Source organism: Pseudoalteromonas sp. MMG013 (assembly GCF_018100885.1).
GTDB lineage: Bacteria > Pseudomonadota > Gammaproteobacteria > Enterobacterales > Alteromonadaceae > Pseudoalteromonas > Pseudoalteromonas aurantia.
The window spans coordinates 143,163-155,874 of record NZ_JAGJEE010000007.1 but is presented as its reverse complement, the minus strand read 5'-3'; the positions used below and the strand labels follow the sequence as shown (position 1 = coordinate 155,874).

Below are 12,712 nucleotides of genomic sequence, written 5' to 3'. Positions count from 1 at the left end.
GAGAGTTATATAGACTCCCATTTTAGACTGAGCGACGACCGTTTTGCTGCACTAAAAAGCTTCAGTCCGTCGTTAGCATGCTCTAATCCAAAAACATAGGGAGAAGTTTGTTCATCACCATTTTGATAACATCTTAAATTATCAGCAATATCACTGTACAAATTAGCAAAAGCTTCGACAAAGCCAGTAGGGTGTCCTGGCTTCATGCGGTTGTATCTAAATTGATCTGCATATTCACATTGGCCGGCTCGATCTAATATCTCGCGGCGCCCGTCGTTGTAGTTTAATTCTATTTCATCGGGGTTAAGTTGAAACCATTTGGCACTGCCCCTGTCTCCGTAGACTCGGACTTGTAAGCCATTTCTGTGGCCTATTGCTGTTTTAGACATCCACATGCTGCCTTTTACGCCACTCGGGTACTTTAATAGCATGTGTACATCATCAATAATGTCGTCATACTGAGAGTGGTTGCTGAATTCAGCAATTGTCTGACTTGCTTCTTCTTCGATTAAAAAGCTGGCTAGATGATGTAAATGTACACCCAAATCAAGACAAATAGTGGGAATTTCTCCATCTTGCAAGCGCCATGCTTGAGGGCTGGCGGCTTTTCCTGCAATATCTGGAGGACGTCTAAAGCCTTCTTGTGGCATTTCTAAGTGAACCTTTTGGATCTCCCCCAATTTTCCTTGATTAATTAAATGCTTCAGCTCTCGAACCATTGCATAACCACTGTAGTTAAATGTTACGGCTAAGAATTGCGCTTTAGAATAGAAAGGTTGCAGTGCTTCTATTTCTTTAGGGTCACACACCATGGCTTTTTCACAAATAACAGGTACTTTTTTGCTAAATAGATACTGTAGTACTTCTAAGTGGTGAGGCGTAGGTGTTAATACGACAAAAGCATCCACGTTACAGTGCTCTTTCTTAACCATATCCCGCCAATCGAGATACACCTTATCTGGTGATATCCCCCATTGGACGCCCGTTGCTTGGTTATTTGCTTGAGTACGGCAGAATGCCCCTGCAACGACTTGAAATTTATTATCCATATGGGCAGCGCAGAAATGAACATATCCAACAGCTGATGTGTTGCCTCCTCCGATAAATGCAAGTTTGAGCGATGGGCGGGTATCTAGCATAAAAGCCTCTGAGGTAAATAAGTTAATTAGGAATCGTCAGCGTAAGAGAAAACTTTAGCCTAAAATATCATGGACAGTTTTAACCACATATTTAACTTGATCTTGGGTTAAATCAGGGTGTAATGGCAAAGTAACAGCACTTTGATAGTAGCGCTCGGCATTAGGAAACTCCCCTGGTTTGAAACCCATCTCTTTATAATAAGGCTGTAAGTGAATAGGAATATAATGTACGTGACCAATTATGCCTTTGTCTCTTAACCCAGATACTAATGTGTGGTGTAACGTCTTGTTGGGCTCATTTAATAAAATAATATATAAATGATAGGCGGAGTAACGGTTATCGACCTGATTCAGCGGAGTGACTAAACGACTGTCAAGCAATTGGTTATAGATATTTGCAAGTTGATGGCGTCGCGTAACAAATGAATCAACTTTTTTTAATTGACTCAAACCAAGCGCAGCGTGTAAATCGGTCATGCGATAGTTAAATCCGAGGCATACTTGTTGATAATACCAAGGTCCATGTGACGGTTCGGTCATTTCATCATCCTCGGCCGTAACCCCATGGCTACGTAGCATCTGCATTTGACGAGCAAGGGCCGAATTGTTCGTTAGTGCCACCCCCCCTTCAGCAGAGGTCATAACCTTGACCGGATGGAAACTAAAAATAGTGATGTCAGAGTAAGTACAGGAACCAATAGGCTTATCGTAATATTTACCACCGATGGCGTGAGATGCATCTTCTATAATAGAAAAGCCATATATCTTAGATAGTTTGGATATATATTCCATATCGCAGGTTTGCCCTGCTAAATGCACTGGAATGACGACTTTAGGGAGTTGATTCATTGTTTTCGCATGGGCTAACTTTGCTTCAAGAGCCTTAGCACACATATTACCGGTATTGGGTTCTATATCAACAAAGTCAACTTTAGCACCGCAGTATAAAGCACAATTACTGCTAGCCACAAATGAGATAGGGGACGTCCATACGAGGTCATTCTCTCCAACTTGAAGTGCTAAACAAGCAATATGCAAAGCAGAGGTCGCACTGTTTACTGCCACAGCATACTGACAGTCGACATAATCACATATTGCGCGCTCAAACTCGGGAACTTTAGGTCCCTGAGTAAGCCAATCAGAGTTAAGTACAGCAACAACAGCGTCTACATCCGCTTGTGTGATAGATTGCTTTCCATACGAGATCATATTAAAGCCTGACGATTGAACGCTAGGATTTCATCGATTGTCATATAATCTGGATTGTCTAACGAGTTATATTCAAATCCAATGTTTACTTTTTTGCCTTTTTCATTAATGGCATTAATGTCAAAGTTATTGGTTCGGCTGCTAAATATAATCCCAGGAGCGATTACAAAGTGATCATGAAATTCATAGGTTTCAAAGCACAGATCTGATGGACACATCACTTCGTGAAGTTTCTCACCGGGACGAATACCAATTATTTTCTGGGGTAAATTTGGTGCCATGGCCGTGGCTAAGTCGGTAATTTTTATTGATGGTATTTTGGGTACGAAAATTTCTCCCCCTAACATCCGCTCAAAATTCTTAAGAACAAAATCGACACCTTGCTGCAGGCTTATCCAAAACCGAGTCATATCTTCGTTAGTGATTGGTATGTGATCTCTACCTTCATCAATGAATTTTTGAAAAATAGGAACGACGGAACCTCTAGAACACACAACATTGCCATAGCGCACGACAGAAAAAGTGGTATTGTGACCGCCAGCAATATTATTGGCTGCAATAAATAATTTGTCTGAGGCTAATTTGGTAGCTCCGTATAAATTAATAGGATTTGCTGCTTTATCAGTAGATAAAGCGATGACTTTCTCAACATTGCAATCCAGAGCTGCCTCGATGACATTTTCAGCCCCGTTAATATTTGTTTTTATGCATTCCATCGGGTTATATTCAGCGGCAGGGACTTGCTTAAGCGCTGCTGCATGAATTACATAATCGACGCCTCGCATAGCACGCCTTAGTCGATCCTTATCTCTTACATCACCGATGAAGTAGCGCATACATTGATGGTTGTAATCTTGCTGCATTTCAAATTGTTTGAGCTCATCACGAGAAAATACAATGATTTTTTTCGGCTTATATCGAGCGAGCAAAGTTTTTACATACTTTTTGCCGAAGGACCCTGTACCGCCAGTAATTAAAATAGTTTTGTTGTTAAACATATAGTCACCTAGCTTAAGTGCATCAAATACTTTACAGATACACATAACAGGTTGTCTGATTATTGCAGCAACCGTTCAGAAAGAATTTAATTGTCAGTACTTTATAATACTTAAAATGAATTTGCAGTAATTATGCCAAGGCCAATCTAATAAACATGGTATAAGGTGACTTTTTTCGCAAGTCAGGTTAGTATTTGTACTATATGTTATCAATGTAGCACCTGATGGGAGGCGTTATGAAGATTCCAACTTCTGGTATTAATTCATTTAACCGGACTGAGCAGGTTGGCAATAAACTCAATCAGCAGTTAGCAACCGGGAAAAAAGTGAATTCAGCGGCCGATGATGCGGCAGCACTACAAATAATTAACCGCTTGAATTCTCAGCAAGAAGGGTATAATCAATCCGTCCGTAATGCTTATGATGGTATTTCTTACTCTCAAACCGCTGATTCAGCTTTGTCTGGTGTTAATGATGCCGTATCTCGGATCCGAGAGTTATCAATTCAATCTGGTAATGGTGCATTAACCGATTCTGACCGGCAAGCTCTTCAAGATGAAGTATCGCAACTTCAAACACAAATTACGGAAACGTTTGAAAACACAACATTTGGTGGTAAGTCGTTGTTTAACGGTGAGCAAACAAGTTTTCAAGTGGGACCTGATGCGAACTCAACACAGAATATAACGGCGACAGATGGGAGTTTTGCAAGTGCTATTGCAAGTGTCGATATTTCGACACAGGCGGGAGCACAAGCCGCGATAGATATTGCAGATACAGCTTCTAAAGATGTAAACACGCAGCGGACGCAATTAGGGGCTTTCGAGAATACTTTGAACAGTACGATTCGCGGCTTAGGGACACAGCAAGAAAATATCGCAGCAAGCCAAAGCCGTATCCAAGATACTGACTATGCACAAGCTATTTCGGAACAAACTGCAAATGATATCTTGTCTCAAGCGTCAATTGCTTTACGTGGGCAAGCAAATCAGTCTGCATCATCAGTACTTGGACTGTTGTAATGACGAATAGCTCAATCTAATCAATAAGTATTGATTCAAAGCATAATTGGTGGCAGTTTTTTGGCGATGATGTCAAAAATTTGCCACTTAGGTATTGCATCCCTCCGTAAGTGCCTTACAATCTTAACTTTACACTATCACCTTGAAAGTTGGACTCGTTAAGATGGTTTTGATCCTCGATAATAATAATAACCGAGCTAGTAGCTTGTGTGCGTCGTTGAACTTTGTTGGACAATCATCTCAAGTTATTGACGACGAATTCTTATCTCAAGAAAAAAAGTTAGGGTCAGATGCGATCGTCGTACTAGGTGCTTTGACTGAGTTGCAACATGAGAGTGTAATTAAATCATACCCAGCGACTCCGTTTCTACTTGTCGGAGAAACGCTTAAACCTTTATTAAGCTTAGCCAATGTTATAGGCCTAATTACTGAACCATTTGGTCATGATATTACTATGCAGTTATTGCATGACAGTCAGCAGTATCTCAGGATGCTTCCCGGTCAATCGGATAAAACGAATGGCAAATCATTTGATGGACTGGTTGGCGAGACCGACGCAGTTAAACAAGTCCGTTTTTTAATTTCTCAGGTAGCAAAAACTGATGCCAACGTTCTCATTTTAGGTGAATCAGGTACCGGTAAGGAAGTTGTTGCACGCAATGTACATTTATTGTCAAAAAGAAATAATGGACCCTTTGTACCGGTTAATTGTGGTGCTATACCGGGTGAGTTACTTGAAAGTGAATTATTTGGTCATGAAAAAGGGGCATTTACTGGCGCTATTTCTGCAAGAAAAGGGAGATTTGAATTAGCGCAAGGTGGAACCTTGTTTTTAGATGAAATCGGTGATATGCCGTTACAAATGCAAGTTAAGTTACTACGTGTTTTACAAGAGCGCAGCTATGAAAGAGTTGGGGGGACGAAAGCGATTCAAGCAGATGTTAGAGTAATTGCCGCGACTCACCGTAACTTAGAAGACATGATTGAAAGTGGACAATTTAGAGAAGATTTATATTATCGCCTTAATGTTTTCCCGATTGAAAACCCATCACTACATGAACGAGCGGATGATATTCCATTATTGTTGAAGGAATTAATGCGCCGTGTTAATGAACAAAGTGGCACTGGTGCTAAATTTACTGAACGGGCTATTGAAAGTTTAAAAGCACATACGTGGCCTGGTAATATACGTGAGTTGGCAAATTTGGTTGAGCGTATGGTCATTATGTTTCCTGAAAAGGTGGTAGATGTCACGGATTTACCAAATAAATATCGACATATCGAAGTTGATGCGTTTGAGCCTGAGTACCCAGAAGAACTGCGAGAAAAAGACGCATTTAATGAACTATTTAGTGGTGGGTTTAGTGATTATGACGAAGATCCAGAACCGGAGTTTCAAGTAAGTGAACAAACGTTAGGCTCTTTACCAGCAGAAGGTATAGAATTAAAAGAGTATTTGGCAGAATTAGAAGTGAGTTTAATTTCTCAAGCGCTGGAGCGGTATGACTATATTGTTGCTCGGGCGGCTGAAGTGTTAGGCGTACGCCGCACGACATTGGTTGAAAAAATGAAAAAATATAACCTTAATAAAGAGTAAATTAAGGTTAGGCACTGATTAGGCTAAGCGTTGTTTTATATCTAAATTTTGGTAGGTGTTAATAATTTCTTGCTTTCTAAAGCACGCATTATCATGGTCATTGACCATTCCACAAGCCTGCATATGGGCGTATACAGTCGTAGGGCCTAAGAATTTAAACCCGCGTTTTTTTAAATCTTTAGCAAACGTGATACTAATATCACTCGTTGCTAGATAGTCTTCTTTACTTGCAATATCATTAATGACAACCTTGAAATTCACAAACTGCCATTGATAGCGAGCAAAGCTACCGAACTCTTGTTGAATGTTAATAAATGCTTGCGCGTTATTGATGGTAGCGCGTATTTTTAGCTTATTTCTAATAATATCGGTGTTACTTAATAAACGCTCCACATCAGCTTCCGTCATTAGTGCAACATCTTCAACTCGAAATTGATGAAATGCATTTTTATAACCTTGACGTTTTTTTAAAATGGTATACCAGCTAAGCCCCGCTTGTGCGGACTCTAGTGTAATGAATTCAAACAACGTTTGGTCATCCATAACGGGTACGCCCCACTCCACATCATGATATTCAATATAATCCGGTTTTGATTGGTCTACCCATAGACAGCGTGTACACATATTCTCTCTCCGAAATAGCAGACGATGCTACTAACAGGTTGGTTCCGCGCATCATTTTTCATATCACTTATCTGAGTGGCATGGTATTGATAGAGTGCTTTGACTGCGGTCCATTGGTTTTTATCATTTTGATTATAAAGTACCACATATAGAGGAATTGGTATGCTTTGAATCTGTGAAGCGACGGCCTTTTCCTAATACTGAGCTTCATCTGCATGGCTTGTATTTCCAAGCTTATGGTGACCGTCAAAAAAATGCTGGTGCTTTTTTTACGTAATATATTGAAAACAAATGAAAATAAAGTTGGCATAAAGTGTGCTTTATCTATGGTAAGAATTTTTATTTGAGAATTTTATTATGGCTTTAGCACATATTTTAAATCCAGGCTTTACTCCATCGTCGCAATTTAATCCTTGCTTATTACAAGAGGCCTATGTTGGTGAGTTGAGCGACCTGCGTCAACAGGCGAGTTGGCTAAGTCATTTAGTTGACACAATGCCTGCAGGTGTGATTGTGCTAGATGGTCAAGGAATGATAGCTAAAGCCAACCAAATCGCCATAGATATGTTAGGTGAGCCACTAGAGGGGGAGAAGTGGTTTAACATTATTCAACGCTCTTTTTGCCCGAAACAAGATGATGGTCATGAGGTATCTCTTAAAGATGGTCGTTTGATTAAGCTAGATATCTCAGCGCTTACCCCAGAGCCTGGGCAGCTTATCTTAATGACCGACCTCACTGAAACTCGACAATTGCAAGCAAGAATGGCGCATATGCAACGTTTGAGCGCTTTAGGCAAGATGGTGGCATCTTTGGCGCATCAAGTTCGCACTCCGCTTTCAGCAGCTATGCTTTATGCCGCAAATTTGGGCAGTAATAAAATGTTAGGCACTGCACGAATACGTTTTCATGAGAAGCTTATGTCACGGCTTAAAGATTTAGAATCGCAAGTAAATGATATGCTGTTATTTGCTAAAAGTGGTGAGGAGCAAGTTGTTGAATCAGTGTCTATGCAGCAATTGTTGAGTGAAGTTAAGGCTGGATCAGATGCGATGGTATTGATGCACGAAAGTATATTAGATGTGGTGCTACCAGAGCCAGATATTGCAATAGTTGGTAATAAAACAGCCTTGGCCGGTGCGATTCAAAATTTAATTCATAACAGTATTCAAATCATTGGAAGTAATGCGCATGTTGTGGTGAGTGCTAAACGAGAACCCGGATCCGATAGAGTTAGAATTTCTGTAACAGACAATGGTCCCGGCGTTGATGAGTCATTGAAAAGTAAACTATTTGAACCATTTTTTACTACTAAGAGCCAAGGTACTGGGCTTGGTTTAGCTGTGGTTAACTCTGTTGCAAACTCTCATAAAGGTAAGGTCGAAGTGAGTAATATTGAGGAAGGAGGAGCACAATTTAGTTTGTTGTTACCTATTTCATTTGATATGGAACAATTGGAGGCTGTATGAGTCATTCTATATTAGTCGTTGAAGACGATGCAGGTTTGCGTGAAGCATTGTTAGACACATTACAATTGGCTGGACTTGAATGTGTAGAAGCTGCAAGTGCTGAAGAAGCCGTAATTTTATTAAAACAGCAACGTTTCTCGTTGGTTGTGAGTGATGTTCAAATGGGGACAATGAGTGGTATTGATTTACTGCGTACCATCAAATTAAATTACCCTGATTTGCCTGTACTAATGATGACTGCTTATGCGACGATTGATGACGCGGTGGAAGCAATGCGTTTAGGCGCGATTGATTATATGGCAAAACCTTTTGCACCAGAAGTATTGCTTAATATGGTTAGTCGTTATATGCCAGAGAAAACGAAAGAAACAGATGGTCCGATTGTAGCAGACGCGCAAAGTTTACAGCTTTTGGAGTTAGCAGCTAAAGTTGCAAAGTCAGATGCAAGTGTTATGGTTTTAGGTCCGAGCGGTTCAGGTAAAGAAGTACTCGCGCGTTATATTCATGATAAGTCTGACCGAGTAGATTCACCATTTGTTGCTATTAATTGCGCAGCTATACCTGAAAACATGCTAGAAGCAACCTTATTTGGGTACGAAAAAGGGGCGTTCACAGGTGCAATTCAAGCATGCCCAGGTAAGTTTGAACAAGCTCAGTGTGGCACTATCTTGTTAGATGAAATAACGGAAATGGAACTGGGCCTACAAGCAAAGTTACTGCGAGTTTTACAAGAAAGAGAAGTTGAAAGATTAGGAGGAAGAAAAACTATTGAGTTAAATGTGCGCGTATTAGCTACGAGTAACCGAGATTTAAAAGAAGCAGTAGCGAAAGGCACATTTAGAGAAGATCTTTATTACCGCCTTAATGTGTTCCCGCTTATGTGGAAGCCGCTGCATCAACGCCCTGGTGACATTATTGTATTGGCGGAGCACTTGGTCGCGAGACATTGCAGTAAGTCGGGGAAATTAACTCCTGTGATTGATGATGGTGCTAAGAAAAAACTGCTAATTCACAATTGGCCTGGTAATGTACGAGAGCTAGATAATGTTGTGCAACGAGCCCTCATTTTATTACAGGGCAATACGATATTCGCACAAGACATTTTTATTGAAAACACTGAAACTATGGATTTACCAGAACCTACACTGATAGATAATACCGTGAGTGTGGAGTTGAACTACCAGTTAGAGCGTTCTAATAATGTAGACGTCCAAAGCGAAAGTACTGATTATAAAAGTGAACTACAAGATAAAGAGCATCAGATTATTTTAGAGACACTATCACGTTACCAAGGCAAGCGTAAAGATGTTGCTGAAGTACTGGGCATGAGTCCGAGGACGTTACGCTATAAGCTGGCTAAAATGCGAGATCTAGGTATTGCTCTTCCGGCGTGATTAATTTTTATTAATGAATGGAAGCCAGCGCTGTCTGGCTTTTCTCCTGTCAATAATATGGCACTATCAAATCTCCATTTAACTCATTGATTATTATAGATAATTAATTGGCATGATTAGTGCAGTGTTCTGTATGTAACAAATTTACAGGATCAGCACATGAACATTCAACCTAATACTTTATATCAAGAAATGCAGTCACTCGCTATCGAGGCGACACGTAATAAACCTGATGCAACCATGCCAGTACAAAGTGCCGCTACATCTTCTGCACAATTTGGTGATTTGCTATCAGATGCAATTAATACTGTAAGTGGCTTACAAAAAGATGCAAAATCTAAGGTAACGGCCATGGAGATGGGAGATCGCAGTGTCTCTCTTTCTCAAGTGATGATTGCCTCACAAAAATCTTCCGTTGCTTTTGAAGCAACGGTGCAAGTTCGCAATAAGCTTGTTGAGTCGTACAAAGAAATCATGAGCATGCCAGTATAATTTTTGGGTAGTGGAGAGTAACTGTGGCAACGAATCAATCAACTGAACTGGCTTTATCCGATGGCGCTGTAGGCGATGGCGGATCTGAAGACCAACAAGAACAGAAATCAGGCTATTTGAGTGGGTTAAGTGGCGTTGATATGTTGCGTCAAGTTACTTTGGTAATAGCATTGGCGATTTGTTTGGCGATCGCAATTTTTATCATCATTTGGGCCCGTCAACCAGACATGCGTCCTTTAGGGCAGTATCCAACAGATGAGCTTGTACAAACATTAGATTTTTTAGATGCGCAAAAGGTCGAATATGAGTTAGATGGCAACACCATCATGGTTGCTGAAAATGACTACCAAAATATTAAACTCAAAATGGCGCGGGATGGCTTTACTCAGTCGCCAAGCTCTGGTACCGATATTTTAATGCAAGATATGGGTTTCGGTGTGAGCCAGCGATTAGAAAGAGAGCGTTTAAAGCACGGTCGCGAGCAGCAACTCGCGCGTACAATTGAAGAACTTCAAGATATTACCAGAGCAAAAGTTTTACTGGCTATCCCAAAAGAAAATGTATTCGCAAGAAGAGAGAAAAAACCTTCTGCAACAGTTGTAATCACGCTTAAACGGGGCCGCTCTCTGGGTGGAGAAGAAGTGGATGCTATTGTTGATATTGTCGCATCAGCTGTTCAAGGACTTGAACCGGCGCGAGTAACTGTGACAAATCAAAACGGCCGTTTACTTAACTCGGGTTCTCAAGACTCTTTGGCCGCTCGCTCTCGTAAAGAGTATGATTTAGAGCGTAAAAGAGAGCAAGAGTACTTAGAAAAAATTGACAGTATTTTAATCCCAGTAGTTGGATTAGGGAAATTTACAGCGCAAGTTGACTTAACAATGGACTTTAGCGCCATCGAAGAAACACAAAAGCGCTTTAACCCTGATTTGCCGGCAGTGAGAAGTGAAACAACCTTCGAAGAAAATAACATCGGAGGGCTGGCAGTAGGGATCCCTGGTGCGTTGACGAATCAGCCTCCTGTTAATTCAAATATTCCTGAAGTTGCTGGACAAGGCAATGGGCGAAATAATGCAAATCCAAGTAGAACGCATAAAGAAGCAACACGTAATTATGAACTAGATACCACGATTAGTCATAAGCGCCAACAAAGTGGTGTTATACGCAGGATCAGTGTGTCAGTTGCGGTTGATTATTTGGCGAAAGCAGATGCCGAGGGCACCGTAACTATGGCACCAAGAAGCCAAGAAGAAATTAATAACATAAGACGGTTACTGCAAGGTGGTGTAGGGTTTGATATGCAGCGTGGTGATGCACTTGAAGTTGTGACAGTGCCCTTTGTGCGAGAAGACATTTTAGAAACTGCTGAGCTACCTTTGTGGGAACAAGAGTGGTTTATGAAAACAATGCGTCTTGTGATGGGAGCATTGGTTATTATTGTGTTAATTCTAGCGGTTGTAAGACCGATGTTGAAGCGTCTGATTTACCCAGATGATACATTAGAAGAGTTTGATGAAGATTCATTAACTTCAGGTGTTGACTTAGGTGATAGCACGTTAGATATGTTAAATAACGATTTTGATTCAGCTGCTGTTGGTTTCTCGTCAGATGGTACATTACAATTACCGGACTTACATGGCGATGAAGACTTACTTAAAGCAGTACGAGCTTTAGTAGCTAACGAGCCAGAACTCTCCTCACAAGTAGTGAAAGCGTGGTTAACAGAAGATGACTGATGAAGAACAAAAACAATTACCGGCAACCTTTGATGTTGAAAAACTTGATGGTGTTGATAAAGCTGCAATCTTATTATTGAGCCTTACCGAAGAAGATGCAGCTCAGATACTGAAGCACCTTGAGCCAAAGCAAGTACAAAAAGTCGGTATGTCGATGGCTGCATTAGATGATTTATCTCAATCTAAGATTAGTGCTGTACATAATCTGTTCATTGAACAAATACAGAGTTTCAGTACTATTGGCTTCCAGTCAGAAGATTTTATTCGTAAAGCATTAACCGCAGCATTGGGTGAAGATAAAGCGGCGAGTTTGATTGACCAAATTGTCATGGGCTCGGGCGCTAAAGGTTTGGATTCACTCAAGTGGATGGATTCAAAGCAAGTTGCGAATATAATCCGAAATGAGCACCCTCAGATCCAAACCATTGTTTTGTCATACTTAGAACCAGAGCAATCGGCGGAGATTTTGTCTCAATTCCCGGAGAAGGTTCGTTTAGATTTGACTATGCGTATTGCTAACTTAGAAGAAGTTCAGCCGGCCGCTTTACAAGAACTAAATGAAATTATGGAGAAACAGTTTGCTGGTCAAGCGGGCGCACAAGCAGCTAAAATGGGTGGCTTGAAAGCGGCTGCGGATATTATGAATTATCTAGATACCAATGTTGAAGGGCAATTAATGGACTCTATACGTGAGCATGATGAAGAGATGTCACAGCAGATCCAAGACTTAATGTTTGTATTTGAGAATCTATTGGATGTGGAAGACAGAGGTATTCAAGCGATTCTCCGTGAAGTTCAACAAGATGTGTTGATGAAAGCTATCAAAGGCACAGATGATGCACTCAAAGATAAGATTTTGGCCAATATGTCGAAGCGTGCTGCCGAGATGATGGCTGATGACTTAGAGGCAATGCCCCCTGTGCGAATAAGTGAAGTGGAAGCCGCTCAAAAAGAAGTACTCTCAACGGCCAGAAGATTAGCTGATTCCGGTGAAATTATGCTAGGCGGTGGTGGCGGTGAGGAGTTCTTGTAAA

The 12,712-nt window shown here is 40.8% G+C and carries 11 protein-coding genes; 7 read left to right on the top strand and 4 right to left on the bottom strand.

Features of this window, described 5'->3' with window-relative positions; all coding sequences use genetic code 11:
- Window positions 1–5: 5 nt before the first annotated feature.
- Genes J8L98_RS09725 through pseB form a run of 3 tightly spaced genes read right to left on the bottom strand, consistent with a single transcriptional unit; the run spans window position 6 to window position 3,346 of the window.
- Window positions 6–1,139 carry a Gfo/Idh/MocA family oxidoreductase gene (locus J8L98_RS09725; RefSeq protein WP_210996238.1) on the bottom strand — a complete coding sequence of 378 codons (1,134 nt, stop codon included), beginning with the start codon at window positions 1,137–1,139 and terminating at the stop codon, window positions 6–8.
- A 54-nt stretch (window positions 1,140–1,193) separates the two neighbouring features.
- Window positions 1,194–2,348 (bottom strand): UDP-4-amino-4,6-dideoxy-N-acetyl-beta-L-altrosamine transaminase, encoded by a 1,155-nt coding sequence (gene pseC, locus J8L98_RS09720; protein ID WP_210996237.1) that lies wholly within the window; start codon window positions 2,346–2,348, stop codon window positions 1,194–1,196.
- Window positions 2,345–3,346, bottom strand: coding sequence for a UDP-N-acetylglucosamine 4,6-dehydratase (inverting) (pseB, locus tag J8L98_RS09715; RefSeq protein ID WP_210996236.1), 1,002 nt, complete (start codon window positions 3,344–3,346; stop codon window positions 2,345–2,347). Before pseB ends, pseC begins: the two co-directional genes overlap by 4 nt.
- Window positions 3,347–3,582: 236 nt before the next feature.
- Between pseB and J8L98_RS09710 the strand changes: the two genes are divergently transcribed.
- Entirely contained in the window at window positions 3,583–4,368 is a 786-nt protein-coding gene (locus tag J8L98_RS09710) for a flagellin (RefSeq protein WP_210996235.1), read from the top strand.
- A 163-nt stretch (window positions 4,369–4,531) separates the two neighbouring features.
- Complete coding sequence (locus tag J8L98_RS09705) at window positions 4,532–5,965, top strand: sigma-54-dependent Fis family transcriptional regulator (protein ID WP_210996234.1); 1,434 nt, start codon at window positions 4,532–4,534, stop codon at window positions 5,963–5,965.
- An 18-nt stretch (window positions 5,966–5,983) separates the two neighbouring features.
- Here the strand turns inward: J8L98_RS09705 and J8L98_RS09700 are convergent, their stop codons facing one another.
- Window positions 5,984–6,589: a DNA-3-methyladenine glycosylase I gene (locus J8L98_RS09700; RefSeq protein ID WP_210996233.1), complete on the bottom strand. Its 606-nt coding sequence runs from the start codon at window positions 6,587–6,589 to the stop codon at window positions 5,984–5,986.
- A 357-nt stretch (window positions 6,590–6,946) separates the two neighbouring features.
- On the opposite strand from J8L98_RS09700, the gene J8L98_RS09695 reads away from it, so the two are divergent.
- From J8L98_RS09695 to fliG, 5 genes are all read left to right on the top strand, one after another.
- Window positions 6,947–8,056, top strand: coding sequence for an ATP-binding protein (locus J8L98_RS09695; RefSeq protein ID WP_210996232.1), 1,110 nt, complete (start codon window positions 6,947–6,949; stop codon window positions 8,054–8,056).
- The gene (locus tag J8L98_RS09690) at window positions 8,053–9,450 is read left to right on the top strand and encodes a sigma-54 dependent transcriptional regulator (protein ID WP_210996231.1); all 1,398 of its coding nucleotides are present in this window, start codon (window positions 8,053–8,055) and stop codon (window positions 9,448–9,450) included. Before J8L98_RS09695 ends, J8L98_RS09690 begins: the two co-directional genes overlap by 4 nt.
- A 159-nt stretch (window positions 9,451–9,609) precedes the next feature.
- A complete protein-coding gene (gene fliE / locus J8L98_RS09685) occupies window positions 9,610–9,942 on the top strand; it encodes a flagellar hook-basal body complex protein FliE (RefSeq protein WP_192506846.1) in 333 nt (110 codons plus the stop codon).
- Window positions 9,943–9,965: 23 nt separating this feature from the next.
- Window positions 9,966–11,678: a flagellar basal-body MS-ring/collar protein FliF gene (gene fliF, locus J8L98_RS09680; protein ID WP_192506847.1), complete on the top strand. Its 1,713-nt coding sequence runs from the start codon at window positions 9,966–9,968 to the stop codon at window positions 11,676–11,678.
- On the top strand, window positions 11,671–12,711 hold the full coding sequence (gene fliG, locus J8L98_RS09675) for a flagellar motor switch protein FliG (RefSeq protein ID WP_010364930.1): 1,041 nt from the start codon (window positions 11,671–11,673) through the stop codon (window positions 12,709–12,711). Before fliF ends, fliG begins: the two co-directional genes overlap by 8 nt.
- Window position 12,712: the final 1 nt, after the last annotated feature.